Source organism: Corynebacterium sp. HMSC05E07 (genome assembly GCF_001807225.1).
GTDB lineage: Bacteria > Actinomycetota > Actinomycetes > Mycobacteriales > Mycobacteriaceae > Corynebacterium > Corynebacterium singulare.
The window spans coordinates 10,511-29,923 of record NZ_KV788248.1 but is presented as its reverse complement, the minus strand read 5'-3'; the positions used below and the strand labels follow the sequence as shown (position 1 = coordinate 29,923).

Genomic DNA, 19,413 nt, shown 5'->3' with positions numbered 1-19,413 from the left:
GTCAGCATGTGCTGAACTATACAGCGAGTGATGAACTATGCCAAAGTGCGAAGAACCCGCCGCTCGCTCTGTCGCTACCGGCGACGGTCGTCAGCAGCCCGCGACAACCGCGGCAACCGGCAGGAACTGCCTGCGTTTTGCGCATCGGCTAAGCTGCCTTCCCGCCGTATAAAGCGCAAAAAGGAGCAGTTGGCGTGACGGATTCGTTGGGTGCGCAGAAGATCTGTCGCGCGGTGCTGATTATGACGCTGCTGAACCTGGCCTACTTCTTCGTGGAGTTCGCCGGTTCGGTGGCCATTGGCTCCGCGTCCCTGTTCGCGGATTTCGCGGACTTCCTCGAAGACACCGCGATTAACTTGCTGGTGTTTTCGCTGTGGCCTGGCCTGCGGCCCGCCGTCGCACGGCGGGAAGCGTGCTCGCCGCGCTGATCCTCATCCCGGCCATCGCCGCGATTGTCACCCTGGTGGCCAAAATCATGAACCCGGTCGCACCGTCGCCGGAGGGGCTGACGGGTATCGCAATCGGCGCCCTGATTGTCAACGTCATCTGCGCGATCCTGCTGCAGCTGCGCAATGAAGGCTCGTCACTCGCCACTGGTGCCTGGCTGGCAGCGCGCAACGACGCGTTGGCGAACATCCTCATCATCGCCGCCGGCCTGCTCACCTTCGTGTGGGAGACCGCCTGGTTCGACATCATCGTCGGCGCGATCATCGCCGCGATCAACCTGTCCGCAGCCAAGGAAGTGTGGGAGGCCTCCCGTAAGGAGCACGACTTCGTCGAGGACGCCTTCGCCGATCAAAGCGCGAAACTGCTAAACATTTCGCACTTTAATTCTCACTTTGAAGGTTAATCGGCGAATAAAGGCAGGTAGTGAAAGTGCGAAACGTGATCGGCTTTCATTCGCGACCCCCAATCTCTTCTTATGCTTCATTTGGGGCTCTAGGTCACCACCAGAGCTCCGAGTTTCACAGGGTATTTGTTGAAGGGCTAACTAAAGCAACCAGAAAGTGCAGTTTTGGCACGAGTTATCCACAGGTAGCGAAGTGGCCCTAGCGCCCGTGTAGAGCGCTCGCGCATGCTTCAGGCATGAGCACATTTCACCTTCTCATCGCCGTCGGAGACTCAGCTTTGCGCGCCGAAGCCGCCTCGACCGCTGCGGCCAGTACCGCGGAGGTCAGCAGCGTCGAAGATCCGCGTGATTTTCCGCGCTACCTGCCCAAAGTAGATGCGGTCTTGGCAGATTCGCTGACGGCAAGCCTCGTGGGCAGCCACCCGCGGGTCTATTTTCTGGCACCGGATCCGGGGCCCATTGATTACGAAGCAGCATTGCGCTGTCATGCATCGGCGGCGTTTATTCTGCCTGCGCAATCGAAGGAACTGTTGGCAGCCCTAGCAGCCGATACCCACCCTGAGACGCCAACGGCGTCCGCGGGGCTGACCATTGCGGTTACTGGCTCGGCCGGTGGGATAGGCACCTCCACACTGGCAGCAGCGCTGGCGCGCCATGCGGGAGCTGCACTACTCGTGGATGCCTCGCCCTATTCCGGTGGCCTCGATCTCTTACTTGGTGTGGAGAACAAACCCGGCGCGCGCTGGCCAGATCTTGCTGCAGGAACAGGAACGGTGGACCCAGGAGATCTTGCTCGCGCCCTGCCCACTACGCCGGACGGGATTGCCGTGCTTTCAGCAGCGCGTACCACTAGTGCCGGTGCCACCGCACTGAGTGCCACTCGACGCGCGGCAATTATGCAGGCAGCGTGCGCGCATCCGGACATTGTGGTGGTGGATTGCCCGCCGTGGGATATTCCGGATACCGCGGACCACGTTGTGGTGGTGACCGCAGCGGAGGTGCGCTCGGCCGCTGCATGCGCGGAAATCGTTGCTGAATTGCGCGCGCGGCCCCAGGAGTGCTCCGTGGTGCTGCGGCACAGGCAGTGGTCGGGGATTGATGAGGGGGATATCGCCAAGCTCACGCACGCTGACCCTGTGACGGAGTTGCCGACGGTACGTGGGCTCACGCGTGTGGTGGAGACCGGGGGACTTCCGCAGCGCCTGCCGCGCCCGCTATCGCGTGCGGTGAAGGATGTCTGGGAGGTGCTGGTATGAGTCTCATCGATACGATGCGCACGATTGTGGCCACGGAGCCGCAGCTTGCACATGATGCCTCGGCACTGGCACGCCGCATCCGAGAGGAGGCGGGCGTGATCAGTGACGTCGACGTGTTCGACCTCTTACAGCGCCTCCGCCACGATTCCTTGGGGCTGGGATTACTGGAGCCGGTGCTGTCGCTGCCGGGGCTGACCGATGTCGTGGTCAACGGGCCCGATTCCTGCTTCGTGGATTGCGGCCAGGGTCTGGTGCGCAGGGAGGTAGGTTTCGCCGACGACGCAGAGGTACGTCAGCTCGCAACACGGCTGGCAGCTGTTGCCGGCGTGCGGCTTGATGATGCACAGCCATTCGCCGATGGCCGCCTTACCCGCCCCGATGGCGTCCGCATTCGCCTTCACGCGCTGCTGGCGCCACCTTCAGCAAGTGGAACCTGCATTAGTTTGCGGGTGCTGCGCCAAGCCCAGACGAGCCTGGACCAGCTCGTGGCCAACGGCAGCATTGATAAATCGGTGGAAGGGCTGCTTCGGGGGATCGTCGATAAGCGCGCGTCCTTCTTGGTGACCGGCGGCACTGGTTCAGGAAAGACCACGCTGTTGGCAGCGCTTTTAGGCTGTGTCCCGGAGACAGAGCGCCTGCTTATCATCGAGGACACCCCGGAGCTCGCGCCGGCGCATCCGCACGTGGTGACACTGGTGTCGCGCCGGGCAAATGCAGAAGGCCGGGGTGAGATTTCAATGTCGCTGCTGCTGCGCCAAGCGCTGCGCATGCGCCCCGACCGCATTGTGGTGGGGGAGATTCGCGGTGCGGAAGTCGTGGAACTACTCGCGGCGCTTAACACTGGGCACGATGGCGGTGCCGGTACGGTCCACGCCAACTCCGTGGACGAGGTTCCGGCGCGCATGGAAGCGCTGGCTGCCCTCGGCGGTCTGGACCGTGTGGCCTTGCATTCGCAGCTGGCTGCCGCGGTGCACGTGGTACTTGGTATGGAACGAGGCCCCGAAGGTCGGCGCTTGGCACACATCGGTGTATTGGATGGCAATCCGGTGACACCCCAGCTGGTGTGGACCGCCGACGACGGGCCACGCCCTGGGTTTGACGAGCTGTGTGCACGAATGGGAGTTGAGCCATGATGTGGCTGTATCTCGCCGCGGCTTGCTTCTTGTCGCCGCCGGGTTCCATGGCACGGTTGAGCGCACCGAAGCCACGGTCGGTAGCGCCCGCCGCGCTTTTTCTCGCAGTGGGCTGCAGTGTGTTCTTTGGTCGGCCCACTGTGGTGATAGCTGTTGGCTGCATCCTGGCGTGCGCGCTGTGGTTTGCCCATGACCTTGCCGCCTCACGTCGTGAGCGCCGCGGTGCTCAGGCCTTGGCCACTTACTTTGGCACCCTTGCCGCGGAGTTGCGCGCCGGCTCCACTACCAGCGGTGCCTTGCGCCGCGGTGCGGACTCGCTTCCTGAGTCCACACCTGACAACCTCCGCAGTGCACTGAGCACGGCGGCAGGTTTGGCAGCTCAAGGTGGGTCGCCTGGGGCAGCACTCACCACGACAGAGCTTTCTCGCTTCGCCGCACTGCTCAATGTCTCCGGGCGCCATGGTGTGGCCCTGGCTTCCCTTATTGAACAGGCCCAAAGCCAACTCGATACGGCACAGCGGCATGCCCGTGAAACCGCAGCGTCCCTGCAAGGACCGCAGGCCACAGCCCTGATTCTGGCCTTTCTGCCAGTGGCGGGAATTCTCATGGGTGGTGCCATGGGAGCAGATTCCCTGGGGTTCCTCCTGGGCGGTGGGCTCGGCGGAGTGCTTTTTGATGTCGGCGTGGCCCTCGTGTGCATCGGCTTTACCTGGTCCCGCCTCATCCTGCGGAAGGCGGCGCGATGATGACTAGCTACCTAGCTGCCGTGCTCCTCGCGGCTGCCCTGGCTGTGGCCACCACGTCTCCGGCCGGCCGCGTGGGCCTGGGCACAACCGGCACACCACGGCCGAAAACTCCCCGCGACGGTCCGGACTATGGCCCGCTCGATGCCGCGAGTGACCTCGAGCTTTTTGCCGCCTGCCTGGAGGCTGGCCTCTCACCGCGCACGTCAGTCGTGGCGGTGGCGGAAGCCTCCTCTCCATGGAAGGAAGCAGCCGCCCTGGTGGGGGTCGGCGTTCCGATGAAGAGCGTATGGCAAGCACTGTCGAGCCAGCCGCACCTGGTGGAGCTCGTACGGCTGGCACAGCTCTCGGGTGAATCCGGTACTGCCATGGCTACTGGGTGCCACCGTCTGGTGGCGCAGCTGCGCGCCGAAGCCTCGGCGCAAGCAACCGCACAGGCAGAGCGTGCCGGCATATTCATCGCCGCGCCGCTCGCTGCTTGTTTCTTACCCGCATTCCTGGTCTTAGGCCTGGTGCCCGTCATCATCAGCCTGGGCCAGCAACTCTTATAAAGCACAACGCACAAATATCACACGAAAGTTAGGTACAATCATGCAGAAAACACGCACTATCCAGGCGCAATTGGCTAATGAGGACGGGATGTCCACGATTGAATACGCCATGGGAAGTTTGGCCGCAGCAGCCCTTGCCGCGGTGCTCTACGCCGTGGTCAATGGTGGTCAAGTCACCAGCGCTATCACCTCCATCATTACTGACGCGCTCTCCAATACACCGGTCTAATGCGCGCGCTTGACGACGCCGGCTCCGTCACCATCGAAGCAGCCCTCTCCCTTGCTTCCTTGGTCATCGTCGCCGCGGGAATCGTGGGCGGTATAGCAACCCTGTCTGCCCACCTCGCTGCCATCGATGCCGCGGGCGCTGCTGCTCGGTCCGCCGCCATCGGCGTGGAGTACCACCGCGATGGCGTTGACATCACCTTCACTGAAAGCTCCGGCCTTATTACTGCGGAAGCCGCCGTGCCAGCACCTTTGGGAACTATGCGCGCGCAGGCGGTCTTCCCCGCGGAGATAGGTGCCGGCACAGCCGAGGGGGTTCGACGGTGAGGCATCGTCAACCAAGGTGGAAGGTTGTTCTGGCAACTGACGGCGGCTATGCCACCGTTGTCACCGCCGGAATCATCGCCGCGGTGACCTCGCTGCTGTTGGCCGTAGCAGCAGTTGGTTCTGCCGTTGCTGCACGCCACGCAGCGCAGGTAGCGGCTGATCTTGCCGCTGTGGCCGGGGCATGGGAGGTGGCCAAGGGCAGGGACGCCTGCTCGAAAGCTGAGGAGGTTGCCGCTTTAAACAACGCGCGCCTTGACTCCTGTGCCGTTGATGACCGCGACGTTGAAGTCACCGCGCTGATACGCGGCCGCAGTGCCATCGCCCGCGCCGGCCCAATCTAAGAGGATTCCGCGCATTTAGAGTTGGGAAAATGCACTCGCGTGGGGTTTCGTTGCTACAGGTGCCAGTGGAACAACGAGTTACGTCCACGTGAGGTGCATTCCGTAACGGAATTCACTATTTATGCAGGTTAAAGCGATTGACAGGCCTGAATAGAGAGTAAATACTTAAAGAGTCTCTCATTCTCTTTTCTCTCGAAAGGTCTAAGCAATGCCCAGCATTGAGATCCCCGGCTTTGGCCGTGTCGGTATGCAACAAATAGTCGGAGCGATTCTGGCAGCTATCGCTGTTGTTGGCGCCCTCGTTGGCGTGACAACTGGAAGCAGCAAGGGGGCTGGTTCGGATAACTCTGGTACGAATATTTCTTCTCCAGCCCGTCCGTCTACCCCAGGGCAGGAGCCAGGAATCTCCCTCGAAGAATCCCGAATGATCGCGGAGAAGAATTTCGGAGTGAATCCGACGTTTAAGGAGCGGCTTGGACTATCCGACACTGCATTGGATCGCCTCGTAAGCGAGGTTGATCGTCAACAAAACTCCTTTATGGAACGCAGTGGTGCTACCGCAAGCAATCGAGCCAAGAGCGTTGCGCTTCGTGAACATACAAGAACGCCAGAGTTGACATTGTCCGTTGGGGATAAATGGAAGGGCGAGGTCATTGAGTACAAAAATGGGGGATTCACTGTTGTGTTGCGCGTTCGGTATTCGCTTCTAGACATGGCTGAAGCTGATGGATCAATCGATGATATTACTGCGCAAAATTCGCCCGCCCTTAAATACGGGATCGTTGTTACGCGCGATGACAATTACATCTACATCACTTCGGTTCTTATGGGGTGAGAGCATCACAATGATTTTAGAAGTAGGAATTTTATCTAAGACGTCATGGTGACCAGCGCGCCGAGGAGTGCGACAGCGCCGGCCTTATCCAGCGGGTTGTTGCCGTTGCCGCACTTGGGGGATTGCACGCACGACGGGCAGCCGGATTCGCAGGGACACGAGCGCACGGCTTCGAAGGTGGCCTCGATCCACTCTGGGAAGCGGCGGAAGCCCTCCTCGGCGAAGCCGGCTCCACCTGGGTGCCCGTCGTACACAAAGACCGTGGGCAGGCCGGTATCGGCGTGCTGGGCGGTGGATACGCCGCCAATATCCCAGCGGTCACACGTGGCAATGAGCGGCAGCAGACCAATGGCGGCGTGCTCTGCTGCATGCAGAGTGCCCGGTGTGCGCCCCGCGGTGACTCCCATCGCTGCTAGTGCCAGCGGATCGATGGTGTAGGCCACCGCGCGGGTCACCAGGCGCTGTTCCGGAAGGTCAAGAGGGATGTCCTCACCCACGGAGCCATCGGGAAGTTTGACCTGGTAGCCGGTGACCTTGTCGGTTACCTCTACCTCCAGGCTTGCTACCCACAGGCCCGGAGCGTAGTTGACTAACTCGTCGGCCTCGCTGAGAATTCGGATGTCCGTTGTGGACTTCGGTTGCGTGGAGTAGTCAGGAGTCTTGGGGTCTGCGAGGGCCACGCCGGGGTCGGAGTCGTCGCTGAGCTGCAGGTCCTCGATGACGTAGCTTTCGCCGCGGTGAAGGTACACCGCGCCGGGATGCACCTGGCTCACGGCGCGGGCGGCATCAATGGTGCCCAGCAGACGGCCATCGGAGGAATCCACAATCATGACCTCCTCACCGGAGCCACCGCGCAGGGACACAGCCGCATGCGCGGTCTCCGGGGTGAGTTCGGCCGATCCGGCAGGCAGGGGAGCAGCAAACCAGCCTTGGGGGCGGCGGCGCAGGAAGCCTCGCTGAGCCAGATCGTGGACGACGGTTTCGGCACGGAAGGCGGCAACGTCAGCATCCGTGAGCGGCTTTTCCACCGCCGCGCAGTACACGTGTCCGCCCAGGATATAGGGGTTGGCGGGGTTGAACACGCTGGCTTCGACCGGCCGGCCCAAGAGAGCCTCGGGGTGGTGAACAAGGTAGGTGTCCATCGGCTCATCGCGAGCCACGAGGACCACCAGCGAGCCCTGGCCACGGCGACCCGCACGACCAGCCTGCTGCCAGAAGCTGGCGACGGTGCCAGGGAATCCGGCGGTGATGACGGCGTCGAGGCCACCAACGTCGATGCCGAGTTCTAATGCAGAAGTGGTGGCAACGCCGAGCAGGGAGCCGTCATCAAGCGCCTGCTCCAACGCGCGGCGGTCTTCGGCGAGGTAACCAGCGCGGTAGGCAGCGATGCGCCGCGCGAAATCTGAACGGCCTAGTTTGCCGGAGAGCTCTTCGGCAGCTCGCAGTGCCGTGGTCTCGGCTGCGCGCCGCGAGCGCACAAAGGCTAACGTCCGCGCGCCCTGCGCCACGAGCGCGGCCATCATCCACGCGGCTTCCGTAGTGGCGGCGCGGCGCACCGGGGCACCATTCTGGCCTTCGATTCCCTCCATGAACCCGGGTTCCCATAAGGCTACAGTTCGCGCGCCCGTCGGCGCGCCGTCCTCGGTTACCGCGAGCATGTCACGCCCAGTGAGGCGCAGAGCGTGGGCGGAAGGATCCCGCATCGTGGCCGAGGCCGCAACGATCACCGGCTGCGAGCCATAGTGTGCGCACAGCCGCAGTAGTCGACGAACAACCAAGGCCACGTTTGCCCCGAAGACGCCGCGATAAGCATGCGCCTCATCGATGACGATGAAGCGCAGATGCCGCAGCACGCGTGCCCAGCGCTGATGGGCACCTAACAAGGAGGAATGAATCATGTCCGGGTTAGAGAAGATGAATCGTGCGTGGTCACGGATGCCGGCACGCGCTTCGGTGGGGGTATCGCCGTCGTAGGGAGCGGGGTGGACGTCGTGAAGCGCGGCGATGCCCTGCGTGAGTTCCAGAACCGCGCGCAACTGGTCCGAGCCCAACGCTTTCGTCGGCGTGATATACAGCGCACAGGCGGTCGGGTCCTGCGCCAAGGCTGTGAGAATAGGCAGGCGGTAGCCTAAGGACTTTCCCGAGCTCGTACCGGTAGCCACCACCACATCCTGACCTGACCAGGCAGCCTCCGCTACTGCGACCTGGTGGGCATAGAGCTTGGACACATCCTGCTCTACCAACGCGGCCTGAAGCTCCGGCAGGACCCACTCGGGCCACGGCGCATACTGGGCAGGTTGGGCCGGAAGGGTCGTCGAATGCGTCAGTTCAGATTCGGCGAAGCGCTCGACGAGGTGCTCGACGAGCTCCTCGCCCATGGGGTTCTCGTTCACGCTCGCCTCCACTGTTCTGCCGCGCGTGCCCAAAACGTGGCACACTGGTGCAACAGATTGAGCATTTTATTTCCGCAAAGGACAACTCATCATGGCATACGGTACCGTCAAATTCTTCAACGCCGAAAAAGGTTACGGCTTCATTGAGCAGGAGGACGGCTCCGGCGACCTCTTCGTGCATTACACCGAAATCCAGGGATCAGGTTTCCGCACGTTGGCAGACAACCAGCGCGTCTCCTTTGAGGTGGGCGAAGGGCCTAAGGGCCCGCAGGCCACCAACGTTGAAACCGTCTAGGGGGTTTCCGCGTAGCCGCGGCGGGTATCCCACCACTCCATGAGCTTGTTTTGGCCTTTCTGCAGGCCGAAGCCAATGATGACTGCGGCGATGATGGAAATCAGCATGGCTATTGCCGGTGAGCCAGAAAAGGCCACGCCGCCGAGGTAACCGATGGCCAGCGCCTGGGCTACCCACAGCAACACTCCGCAGGTGTCGAAGAAGAAAAACAGCGGCCACGGATAACGCATGGAGCCCAGCAGAATCGTCATGAAGAGGCGGGCCGACGGGATGAAGCGCGCGATGATGATGGCGGCGCCGCCACTGCGCCGAATATTGCGCTTGACCCACATCAAAGCGTTATAAGCCTTGGTACCTTTTTGGGCTCTATTAATAAGCGCAATGAGCCGCGTGCCCAGAAGGAAACACAAGTTATCGCCCAGAATCGCGGCCACCGTGGCCACGAAAAACATCGTGGGCACGTGGGGAAAACCCTGCGAACCGGACCACGCACCCACCATGTTGAGGGGAATTTCGGAGGGCAGAACGGGGAAGAAGCAGTCAAGGAAAATCAGGCTGCCCACGAGCGGGTAAATCCACTGGGTGGCCATGATGACCTCGAACCATGCGGTAATAGAAGCGATCATGCTGACTCCCTGCGTCGCGCTGTGGGGCGGTTTCTCAGAGCGCAAGTATAGACCCCTCACATGTGGGCGCGCAGTGGCCCTAATAACTACAGTAAGCCTTTACCTGTGTACGCTAGGGGCAATTGCCCAGCAGAGGGCTAGCCATCGGAAGGGATGAAGTCGAAGTGGCAGAAGGTTCCGGCCCGGGAAAAACCCTGGTCATCGTCGAGTCAGCAACCAAGGCGAAGAAGATTCAGCCTTATCTCGGCGATAAGTACATCGTTGAGGCCTCCGTCGGCCACATCCGCGACCTTCCCCGCGGAGCTGCCGATGTCCCCGCTAAGTACAAGAAGGAATCCTGGGCACGCCTGGGCGTGAACCCAGAGGATAACTTCACGCCGCTGTATGTCATCAGCCAGGACAAGAAGAAGAAGGTCGCGGACCTCAAGTCCAAGCTGAAGCAGTGCGATCAGCTCTACCTCGCAACAGACCCCGACCGCGAGGGTGAGGCCATTGCCTGGCACCTGCTCGAGGTGCTCAAGCCCAAGGTGCCGGTGCGCCGCATGGTCTTCAATGAGATCACCAAGTCCGCCATCCTGGAGGCGGCAGAAAACACGCGTGAGCTCGACGCCGATCTTATCGACGCCCAAGAGACCCGCCGCATCCTCGACCGACTCTACGGCTACGAGGTTTCCCCGGTGCTGTGGAAGAAGGTTATGCCACGCCTCTCTGCAGGCCGCGTGCAGTCGGTGGCTACCCGCGTCATCGTGGAGCGCGAACGCGAGCGCATGGCGTTTATCCCGGCCGAGTATTGGGACCTCACGGCCACGCTGACGTCCACTCCGGACTTCGATGCGCGTCTGAGCGCGCTCGACGGCAAGCGCGTCGCGGCGGGCCGTGACTTCGACGATAGGGGTCAGCTGAAGAGCGACGAGGTTGTCGTCGTCAAGCAAGCAGAGGCAGAAGCCCTCGCTCGCGCACTCGAAGGCTCCACCATGACCGTGGCCAGCGTTGAGCACAAACCGTACTCACGTAAACCCGCCGCACCGTTCATGACCTCGACTCTGCAGCAGGAGGCCGGCCGCCGCCTGCACTACACCTCGGAGCGCACCATGCGCATTGCGCAGCGTCTTTACGAAAACGGTCACATTACTTATATGCGTACCGACTCGACCTCCCTGTCCACGCAGGGCCTGAGCGCGGCGCGTGAGGCTGCGACCTCCATTTTTGGTGCCGAGTTTGTCGCCGATGGGCCGCGTACATACGACCGCAAGGTGAAGAACTCCCAGGAGGCCCACGAGGCTATTCGCCCCGCTGGTGAGCGTTTCGCTACCCCGGGCCAGCTGGCCGGCCAGCTCGACGCTGAGGAATACAAGCTCTACGAGCTCATTTGGAAGCGCACCGTGGCCTCCCAGATGGCGGATGCCAAGGGCACGTCCATGAAGGTCACCGTTGCGGTGACTGCTGGTGGCCACGACGCCGACTTCTCCGCCACCGGCCGCACCATTACCTTCCCGGGATTCCTCAAGGCCTACGAGGATGTGGCTGCCAAGGGCTCGAAGGAAGAGTCGCGCCTGCCGCACCTCAACGAAGGCGACACGCTGACGACGGCTGCCGTGAGCGCGGACGGCCACACCACCAACCCGCCGGCACGCTACACCGAGGCCAGCCTGGTCAAGAAGATGGAAGACCTGGGCATTGGGCGTCCGTCGACGTATGCCTCCATCATCAAGACCATCCAGGACCGCGGCTACGTGCTCTCGCGCGGCAATGCGTTGGTGCCCTCCTGGGTTGCCTTCGCCGTCGTCGGACTGCTGGAGAACAACTTCACCGAGCTCGTGGACTATGACTTCACCTCCTCCATGGAGGATGAGCTCGACTCCATTGCCGCCGGCCGCGAGAACGGCACGGAGTGGCTGACTAACTTCTACTTCGGCAACACTGAGGTAGGTGACCAGAAGGCGGCGTCCATCGCTCGCCACGGAGGCCTGAAGTCCTTGGTGGACATCAACCTGGAGGCTATCGACGCCCGTAAGGTCAACTCCCTGCGCCTCTACACTGACGCCGAAGGCCGCGATGTCTTCGTGCGCGTGGGCCGCTACGGTCCCTACATCGAGCGCGCCGTGGGCACCAACGAGGACGGCACGGTGGAGTATCAGCGCGCCAACCTCTCCGAAACCGTCACCCCGGATGAGCTCAACGAGGCCCTCGCGGAGAAGCTCTTTGCCACCCCGCAGGGCGGCCGTGAGCTGGGGCAGAACCCAGAGAATGGCCGCACCATCGTGGCCAAGGAGGGCCGTTTTGGCCCGTATGTGACCGAGCAGGTGCGCGACGACGAACACGAGACCGCTGAGGCCGAAGCCGAAGAGGTGGTCAAGCAGGAACGCGCAGCGGAGGACGCCGAGCGTGCCGCCGAGGGCAAGCGTGCCAAGAACTGGGAGACCAAGACCGCGGCGAAGCAGAAGGAAAAGCGCATCGCCGAGTACATCGAGGAAAAGCTCAAGCCGGGCACGGCCTCGTTGTTCAGCTCTATGGAGCCGGCCAGCGTCACTCTCGAGGAAGCCCTCAAGCTGCTGAGCCTGCCGCGTGAGGTGGGCACCGACCCGGTTGACGGTGAGGTCATCACCGCGCAGAATGGCCGCTATGGCCCGTACCTGAAGAAGGGCAAGGACTCACGCTCCTTGGCTAATGAGGAACAGATCTTCTCCATTACCCTGGATGAGGCGCGCCGCATTTACGCGGAGCCGAAGCGCCGTGGCCGTGCGGCCGCGCAGCCACCGCTGAAGCAGCTGGGTGACAATGACGTCTCTGGCAAGCCGATGACGGTCAAGGATGGCCGTTTTGGCCCGTACGTCACCGACGGCACCACGAATGCCTCGTTGCGCCGTGGCGATGATCCGGAGCAGCTTACCGACGCCCGCGCGAACGAGCTCCTCTCCGAGCGCCGCGCCAAGGAAGCCGCCAACGGCGGGACCAAGAAGTCGACGAAGAAGGCCGGCAAGAAGAGCACGAAGAAGGCTACGAAGAAGGCTACGAAGAAGAGCACGAAGAAGGCCGCAAAGAAACCCTCGCCCGGCACGAAGAACGTGGTCAAGGCCGGCTCCAGAAAGAAGTAACCCGCCATGCTTGCTCTCGGTGACATGATGGCCCGTACCCAGGAGGGCACCGAGGCTCTCCTTCGCGCGGTGGGACCGGCCTTCGCGGGCCGCGATCACCTCACCTTGGGCGCGCTCGCGGCAGGAGAAACCGCCGCATGGTCGGGCCTGTTCAACTGGCGCACGCTTGGCACGGCGATGACGGCCGCTGCTCCAGCCTTGCTGGCCTGCCGCCCGGACTGCTCAACGGGGACCCGCGTGGGGCTTATCGCTGCCTCGCTGGGGCAAGCCGCCAAGCGCGGCGAGCCGACGCCATTCGGTGTGGCCTGCGTGAGTGCCCAATACGGAGCCCTCGCCTGGGAACTGCGCGGTGCGCGCACTGACGCGACCGGCTGGGGCTTGCGCGCCGGCGCGTGGGCCGCGGGCATTGCCTTGTCCCGTACCCGAGGCGAGCGACTCGCTACTGCTGTGGCCGGCGTCCCCGCTGCAGCTCTCTCCGCGCTTGCTGGTGACTCCAACCTGCGCGCCACCACGGCTACACAGGGGCTAAGCCACGGCGCTAACCTTCTGCTGGCCTCTGAGGCGCTGACGGTCCTGAACCCGGATGGTAAGAGCCAGGATACGGGCCTGCGTGGCCGAGTCCTGGCCGCGGGCCAGGTTGCGGCCCAGACGGTAGGCCTGGTGCTGCTGGTGGATGGGCTGGCGCGCCGGGGCCGCTTTTAAGCGCCGCACCTAATTCCGGGCGCATCGTCGGGCCATAGGACAGGCGGCGGTGTACCCACTCGAAGGGACCGGGTAGACCTGCGGCCTCCAGCGCGCAGGCGATGAGGAGCGTGGCCAGCCACACGCCGGCCGCCACCGCCGCCTGACCGGCGGCGCTGTAATCCGGGCCAATGTTGAGCGTGAAGGGATAGACCAGCGCTAGGAAAAACACCGATTGCAGCACGTAGCCGGTCATGGAGCGCTTGCCCAAAGCAATCAACGGCCACAAGTACCACGGGCGCGCGCCACGGCGCTGCAGGGGATCCAAGGCGAGCGTTGCCGCCGCTACGATGCCAGGCCCGGTGAGCATGCCGATGGAGCTATTGGCCAGGTTGAGAGCCCCGCCCCAGGCTGGATCAAGGATCCCGGCGGCGGCAAGGCCCCACGGCAGGCCGATGAAGAGAATGATGGCTGCGGTAATCAACGTCCATATCCACAGCTCGCGGCGGTGTCCGCCCGCCAGAGTCCCGCGGCGCGCCCAGACGAAGCCCACCAGCATGACGGGCAGAACCGTGAAACCGGTAAAAGGAATGGAGACGAGTTGGGCACCCACCCCGATGGCCTGCTCGCCGAGGAGTTCCCAGTAGCTCTCAGCGGAAGAGGAGCTCATATCGAACGTAGAGGTATCAACGAAAGCTGCAAGCGCTCCAAGGCAGATACCGAGGAAAAGCTGGAAGCCGAGAAGTACATAGGCCACGCGCATGAGGGTTTTGTCGGACACTGTGAGCACGAGCGAGATAAGAATGCCCATGGCACCGTACAGCATCATGATGTCTCCCATGAATAGGAAGAGACAGTGCACGGCGCCAAACACGGCAAGCAACCCGTAGCGCTTCAGCAAGATGGACTGCGCGCGACCCAGCGGGAAGCCGCGGCGCCACAGGCTCATCGCGATAAGCCCCACGCCGAAGCCCAGCAACGTGGAGAACATCGGCAGGCCGCGCACGTGCACGAACATGGCGGCGAAGATGACATAGATCTTGTCCGCGAGCGTGTAGACGCCGCCGAAGTGGGCATCGGGGCCGTTACCGCTGGTGAGAATCCACCCGGTGGTGACATTGGCCAGGGCGATGCCCAGCAGGGCTATGCCGCGGGCGACGTCGGGGACGAGGAGGCGGGGCTTCGGCGGCTGATGTGGTTGGTGGGGCATGGCCCCGAAGCTACCAGAATCACAATGTTCTATTTATCCAAGGGCGCGCTCCGCCAGCGTCGGGCGGATCGGGCGGGCAAGCTGCGTCATGCGGCGGCGTCCGCGCAGCTCAATGGACTTCATGAGCGTCCAGCGTGCCTGCTCGGCCTCGTTGGCACCGCGCAGAGTGGCGGAGTTGGTGAGCACCTGGCCCGGGGTGTCCTTGGCCAGCTCGGTCAGGCGCGCGGCTTCGTTGACGGCGTCACCGATGACGGTGTATTCGAAACGGTCTGCACCACCGATGTGGCCGGCCACCACGTGGCCTGCGGCCACACCGATGCCCGCCTGCAGTTGCAGCCCGCGCAGTTCCTGACGCAGCTCGCGCGCGGCCTGGAGTGCCATGGAGTTAGCGTCATAGACGGTAAGCGGGGCACCGAAGACGGCTAGCGCGGCATCGCCCTGGAACTTGTTGATGATGCCCTTGTTGCGGTGCACCACCTCGACGACGTGCTCGAAGAACTTGTTCAGCTCCTCCACGACTTCCTCCGGGGTGTGGTTGACGGCAAAGGTGGTGGAGCCGATGACGTCGATAAACAGCACGGCCACCTTGCGATCCTCACCGCCCAGTTCCGGGCGTTCTTCCAGGGCGCGCTGCGCCACTTCGGTACCGACATAGCGGCCGAAGATATCGCGCACGCGCTGGCGCTCGCGCAGACCACGCATCATCTCGTTAAAACCGGCCTGCAGCACGCCGAGCTCGGAGCCATCATAGATATCCACCTGGACATCCGTTTCGCCACGCCGCACGCGGTTGATGGCGTCCTGCAGCTCCAAGATGGGGTCCACCACGCTCATCATGGCAAAGAACGTGCCGATGAGCCCGGTGCCCAGCGCGGTGATGCTGAGCGCGATGATGGCGGGGATGACATCGGAGGTATTGGTGGTGAACATCCCCATTTTCTGGCCCACGTGCACGAGGATGATGCCGATGAGCGGAATGCCGGAGGTCATCACCCACGTGGACAGCAGGCGGTATTTAATGGGGGGCTCCAGGGTGGAGTCCTCAAAGCGCCGCGCCACCGCTGCCGCGGCGACGGGCCTCACGAGGCGTTCCGCTTGCAGGTACGTCAGCAGCACGACGAGGGCGCCGGCCAGCGTGGAGGAGACACCGACCGCAATTCCTAGGCGGGCCGATTGCTGTCCGGTGAGGACAACCGCCAGGATGATGCCGAGCAGCCACACCATCGCCGCCACACCAGCCTGGTAAATGGGGATGCGCAGCACAAGGTTGCGCACCATGTTGGGATCGTGGGCGTCGGGGTTGCGTTGCCAGTCCAACACGGGACGGAAAATTCGGAGTGTCACCGCGATGCCGATGATGACGGCGAAGAGGACGAACAGTGATCCGTAAGTCCACAGGTGCGGTGTATCGGAGATGAACTCCGAAATCTCCGGCATGGGTAAGAAGAAGACTACGAAGGTCATGATCGCGATGGCGCCGATGATGTTGGAGCCCAAGACGAGCGCGGCGTACATCGGCCATTGAGTGCTCCACAACCAGCGGGCGCCACGCATCAGTCTGTTCATGATTAACAACTCTAGTTATCCCAGTAGGCTAGGGCGAGTGAACACCTCCAGCGTTGCCGAAAGGCTTGCCGACGCCCCTTCCGTCGCCCGCACCATCCTCAGTGCTGCCCGCGCGGCACGAGGTGAGGGTGACCCGCGCGCGATGAGCCATTCTTGGCTGTTTACCGGCCCTCCCGGCGCTGGCCGATCGCTGGCAGCGCAGTGTTTTGCCGCAGCACTGATGTGCACGTCTGCCGACGACAATGGCGATCCCGGTTGTGGGCGCTGCCCGTCCTGTCAGAGTGTTCTGGGCAAGCAAGAACACACTGACTTGGTCTACGTGGACCCGCAGGAACAATTCATCACCGTCGGTGAGGCCCGCGAGGTAATCTCTCGCGCCGCCAGCCTGCCCAGTGTTGCTCCATGGCGCGTGGTCATTTTCAACAAAGCTGACCGCCTGCGCAACGAGGCTGCTAACGCTTTGCTCAAGACTGTGGAAGAACCCCCGGAGCGCACAGTCATCATCATGGTGGCGCCCTCGGAGGATCCGGAGGATTTCTCGGTGACGCTGCGCTCGCGCTGCCGCCACCTTTATATCCCGGCGCCGAGCGTGGAGGGCGTCGTCAAGCAGCTCGTCGCCGAGGGGGCTAGTGAAGATGATGCCCGCCTGGCTGCCGTGACCACCTTGCGGCATGTGGGCCGCGCGCGGCACCTTGTGCAGGATCCGGCCGCACAAAAGCGCCGCGCCATGGCCATCAACCTGGCCGAGGATGTCTTCCACGGTTCCGTCGCCTTTCAGTCTGTCACTGCGCTGCTGAAGTTCATTGAGAAGGACGCCAAGGACTCCCATGCGGAAGCTGAGGAGGCGGAGCGCTCCAAGATTGAGCAGTCCTTCGGCATCGGTGCCAAGGGCAAGGGAGCAAGCAAGGCGCAGCGCGACGCCCGCAGTGCCCTGAAAGACCTGGAGGAACTCCATAAGAAGCGCGCTAAGCGACGCATCGCCGACGGTCTCGACATCGCCCTCGTTGATCTTGCCGGCATCTACCGCGATGCCCTCATGCTCAAAGTCAGCGCCGAGGTGGAGATGACCCATCCGGACTTCGCCGGCCTAGCCGGCGAACTTGCCCAGCGTGTAAGCGAGGATGGACTGCTCGCCGCGCAGTCCGCTATCCGCACCTGCCGCGAGCAACTGCCGCAGAACGTCACCCCGCAGGTGGCTTTCGACGGCATGGTGGGGCGCCTGCGCCTAGCCTGCGGTGCGCGCTAACCTGCAGCATGTGCTGTGCGTGCTCTACATCAAGCAGCCCGATTTTTTTCTCAGCCCCGGCCTAGGCTAAACTCTCACGCGGTGCATGTATACAGTGCACCGTGCCGCCTTAGCTCAGTCGGTAGAGCATCTCACTCGTAATGAGAAGGTCGCGAGTTCGATTCTCGCAGGCGGCTCCACATAAAACCCCCGGCTACCTGCAATGATGTGTGGCCGGGGGTTGCGCGTATCCACAACCGGGCGCTAATAAGATCCAAATGTGATCCACATGAGCCAAAAACAGCACCAGCGGCCGCGGTGGGTGACTAGCTGTAACAGTGGCTGTAACAAGGTCTGTAACAAGGTCTGTAACGCTCTTTGTAACGCGCTTTGTAACGCGCTTTGTAACGGCGGCTGTAACGTCACCGCGGTTACGGCGGTGAGGCCTCGGCCTGTGGTGCACGTGTGGTGCATGAGCGGCGGCTATAGCTTCACGCGAGGTGATGCATGGCGCGGCCTCGGCGGTGGTGTGGACGGGGTGCAGGGTGTGGCCTCGGCGGTGGTGCCGTAACGCGGGAATAGGTATCAGGCCGGGGGCGGAAATAACACGGTGAGAGGGCGAGCGAAGGTAAACCGTAACGGGAAGATCCTTATAGCTCTCTCCGTGGTGTAACTGTGTGCCCGGCTGTGGGCCTATCACGGGCCGGGTGGTGTGGCGGGGCCGGGAATAAAGTCACATGACTTAATGAGGTCGTGGTGTGATGCTGTGGCCAATGCAGTGACGGTGATGAGTCCCCGGCGTGGTGATGGTGGCCTAGGTGAGGTCGTGGCGGTGGCGGTGGTGTCGTGGCGTGGCGGTGGTCGTGGCGTGGCGGTGGTGTGGTGGTGGTGAGGTCGTGGCCTAGTGGTGCAGTGCAGTGGCGGTGGTGAGGTCGTGGCGTGGCGTTGGTCGTGGCCTAGGTGAGGTCGTGGTGTCGTGGCGAGATCGTGGCGTGGTGTGGTGGTGAGGTCGTGGCGTGATGCTGTGGCCTAGGCGAGGTCGTGGAAGGTGCCGCGGTGGTGTCGTGTGTCCTCGGTGGTGGTGAGGTGTTGCGGCGTGGTGATGGTCGTGGCCTAGGTGTGTGGCTGTGGCCTAGGTGAGGTCGTGGCGCGGTGTTGTGGTGTCGCGGCCTAGGTGAGGTCGTGGCGTGGCCTAGGTGAGGTCGTGGCGGTGGTGATTGTCCTAGGTGCCTCATGGTGCCGCGGAGAGAGAGATCGTGACTCGCGCGAGCGCTGTGGGTGTCATGCACCTATAGGGCCTAATAATTCCGGGGCGGGGTGTGTCCTCATGGTGGTGCAGTGCAGTGCCGCGGCGGTGGTGGTGTCGGGTATAGGTGACGCGGCGGCGGTGGTGTGGCGGTGGTGTCGGGTATAGGTGACATGGTGCCGCGGCGTGGTGTGTGTCGTTGTCCTCATGGTGCCGCGGCGTGGTGTGTGTGTCGTTGTCCTAGGCGGTGGTGAGGTCGTGGCGTTGGTGATTGTCCTAGGTGTCCTCATGGTGTGCAGTGCCGCGGCGTTGGTGTGGTGTCGTTGTCCTCATGGTGCCGCGGCTGCGCGCCGCGTGGTGCCGTCGTTGTCCTCATGGTGTCGCGGTGGTGTGGTGATGTGTCCTCGGCATGGTGCCGCGTCGTGGTGTCGTGGTCCCGGTGCCCTTATGGTGCCGGGGATTTTTGAACCCTACAAATGTTTTACACACCTCATACGCGGTCGTAACCATGTTGGGCTTTGGTGTACCCCCCACCCCCTCGGCGGTAGTCGGTGTGGTGTGTGCAGTTGGTGTGGTGGCGTGGTGGTGTGGTGTGTGCACGGGGCCTCGGCCGGGTGGTGCAGTTATTGCGGTGGTTGCAGTCTAGGGCCGGGACGAACCTCACCCCGGTTGTGCACGGGGCCTCGGCTAGGTGGTGCAGTGGTGGTGGTGGTCATGGTGTGCAGTCGTGGTGATGATGTGTCCTCGGCATGTTGTGTATGTCCTCGGCGTTGTGCCGTCGTTGACAGGTTGTCAGGTTGTCAGGTGTTGTCAGG

Annotated in this window: 18 protein-coding genes and 1 tRNA gene; 15 read left to right on the top strand and 4 right to left on the bottom strand. The window is 62.9% G+C overall.

Annotation, left to right across the window (positions count from 1 at the left end):
• Nucleotides 1–194: 194 nt before the first annotated feature.
• The 10 genes from HMPREF3149_RS13935 (at nt 195) to HMPREF3149_RS09275 (ending at nt 6,261) form a co-directional block, all read left to right on the top strand.
• Nucleotides 195–428: a hypothetical protein gene (locus HMPREF3149_RS13935; RefSeq protein ID WP_246819980.1), complete on the top strand. Its 234-nt coding sequence runs from the start codon at nt 195–197 to the stop codon at nt 426–428.
• Nucleotides 413–850 (top strand): cation efflux transmembrane domain-containing protein, encoded by a 438-nt coding sequence (locus tag HMPREF3149_RS09315; RefSeq protein WP_236684000.1) that lies wholly within the window; start codon nt 413–415, stop codon nt 848–850. The genes HMPREF3149_RS13935 and HMPREF3149_RS09315 overlap by 16 nt, the downstream gene beginning before the upstream one ends.
• Nucleotides 851–1,086: 236 nt before the next feature.
• Nucleotides 1,087–2,106 carry a septum site-determining protein Ssd gene (ssd, locus tag HMPREF3149_RS09310; RefSeq protein WP_070537654.1) on the top strand — a complete coding sequence of 340 codons (1,020 nt, stop codon included), beginning with the start codon at nt 1,087–1,089 and terminating at the stop codon, nt 2,104–2,106.
• On the top strand, nt 2,103–3,239 hold the full coding sequence (locus HMPREF3149_RS09305; RefSeq protein WP_070537651.1) for a TadA family conjugal transfer-associated ATPase: 1,137 nt from the start codon (nt 2,103–2,105) through the stop codon (nt 3,237–3,239). Before ssd ends, HMPREF3149_RS09305 begins: the two co-directional genes overlap by 4 nt.
• Entirely contained in the window at nt 3,236–3,985 is a 750-nt protein-coding gene (locus HMPREF3149_RS09300) for a type II secretion system F family protein (protein WP_070537648.1), read from the top strand. Before HMPREF3149_RS09305 ends, HMPREF3149_RS09300 begins: the two co-directional genes overlap by 4 nt.
• Nucleotides 3,985–4,533, top strand: a complete 549-nt coding sequence (locus HMPREF3149_RS09295) for a type II secretion system F family protein (RefSeq protein ID WP_246819979.1) — start codon at nt 3,985–3,987, stop codon at nt 4,531–4,533. The genes HMPREF3149_RS09300 and HMPREF3149_RS09295 overlap by 1 nt, the downstream gene beginning before the upstream one ends.
• Nucleotides 4,534–4,573: 40 nt before the next feature.
• Nucleotides 4,574–4,762 (top strand): DUF4244 domain-containing protein, encoded by a 189-nt coding sequence (locus HMPREF3149_RS09290; protein WP_042529004.1) that lies wholly within the window; start codon nt 4,574–4,576, stop codon nt 4,760–4,762.
• Entirely contained in the window at nt 4,762–5,085 is a 324-nt protein-coding gene (locus HMPREF3149_RS09285) for a hypothetical protein (RefSeq protein ID WP_070537642.1), read from the top strand. Before HMPREF3149_RS09290 ends, HMPREF3149_RS09285 begins: the two co-directional genes overlap by 1 nt.
• Nucleotides 5,082–5,426: an Rv3654c family TadE-like protein gene (locus tag HMPREF3149_RS09280; protein ID WP_083280834.1), complete on the top strand. Its 345-nt coding sequence runs from the start codon at nt 5,082–5,084 to the stop codon at nt 5,424–5,426. Before HMPREF3149_RS09285 ends, HMPREF3149_RS09280 begins: the two co-directional genes overlap by 4 nt.
• Nucleotides 5,427–5,634: 208 nt before the next feature.
• A complete protein-coding gene (locus HMPREF3149_RS09275; protein ID WP_141741493.1) occupies nt 5,635–6,261 on the top strand; it encodes a hypothetical protein in 627 nt (208 codons plus the stop codon).
• Nucleotides 6,262–6,296: 35 nt separating this feature from the next.
• Here HMPREF3149_RS09275 and HMPREF3149_RS09270 read toward each other — a convergent pair whose 3' ends face one another.
• A complete protein-coding gene (locus HMPREF3149_RS09270; RefSeq protein ID WP_210385439.1) occupies nt 6,297–8,639 on the bottom strand; it encodes a DEAD/DEAH box helicase in 2,343 nt (780 codons plus the stop codon).
• Between the two features lie 106 nt (nt 8,640–8,745).
• Between HMPREF3149_RS09270 and HMPREF3149_RS09265 the strand changes: the two genes are divergently transcribed.
• Entirely contained in the window at nt 8,746–8,949 is a 204-nt protein-coding gene (locus HMPREF3149_RS09265) for a cold-shock protein (RefSeq protein WP_042529013.1), read from the top strand.
• Here HMPREF3149_RS09265 and HMPREF3149_RS09260 read toward each other — a convergent pair.
• Nucleotides 8,946–9,575 carry a DedA family protein gene (locus HMPREF3149_RS09260; RefSeq protein WP_070537634.1) on the bottom strand — a complete coding sequence of 210 codons (630 nt, stop codon included), beginning with the start codon at nt 9,573–9,575 and terminating at the stop codon, nt 8,946–8,948. The two genes, HMPREF3149_RS09265 and HMPREF3149_RS09260, sit on opposite strands and share 4 nt — an antisense overlap.
• Nucleotides 9,576–9,739: 164 nt before the next feature.
• Between HMPREF3149_RS09260 and topA the strand changes: the two genes are divergently transcribed.
• Entirely contained in the window at nt 9,740–12,670 is a 2,931-nt protein-coding gene (gene topA / locus HMPREF3149_RS09255) for a type I DNA topoisomerase (protein ID WP_070537631.1), read from the top strand.
• A 538-nt stretch (nt 12,671–13,208) separates the two neighbouring features.
• On the opposite strand, the gene HMPREF3149_RS09250 is transcribed toward topA, so the two are convergent.
• Nucleotides 13,209–14,561 carry a DUF418 domain-containing protein gene (locus tag HMPREF3149_RS09250; protein WP_083280833.1) on the bottom strand — a complete coding sequence of 451 codons (1,353 nt, stop codon included), beginning with the start codon at nt 14,559–14,561 and terminating at the stop codon, nt 13,209–13,211.
• Between the two features lie 33 nt (nt 14,562–14,594).
• Nucleotides 14,595–16,127, bottom strand: a complete 1,533-nt coding sequence (locus HMPREF3149_RS09245) for an adenylate/guanylate cyclase domain-containing protein (protein ID WP_070537629.1) — start codon at nt 16,125–16,127, stop codon at nt 14,595–14,597.
• Here HMPREF3149_RS09245 and HMPREF3149_RS09240 point away from each other — a divergent pair.
• From HMPREF3149_RS09240 to HMPREF3149_RS13625, 3 genes are all read left to right on the top strand, one after another.
• Entirely contained in the window at nt 16,126–17,373 is a 1,248-nt protein-coding gene (locus HMPREF3149_RS09240; protein WP_083280835.1) for a DNA polymerase III subunit delta', read from the top strand. The two genes, HMPREF3149_RS09245 and HMPREF3149_RS09240, sit on opposite strands and share 2 nt — an antisense overlap.
• A gap of 103 nt (nt 17,374–17,476) precedes the next feature.
• Nucleotides 17,477–17,552, top strand: a tRNA-Thr gene (locus tag HMPREF3149_RS09235).
• A 545-nt stretch (nt 17,553–18,097) separates the two neighbouring features.
• Complete coding sequence (locus HMPREF3149_RS13625) at nt 18,098–18,244, top strand: hypothetical protein (RefSeq protein ID WP_168162198.1); 147 nt, start codon at nt 18,098–18,100, stop codon at nt 18,242–18,244.
• Nucleotides 18,245–19,413: the final 1,169 nt, after the last annotated feature.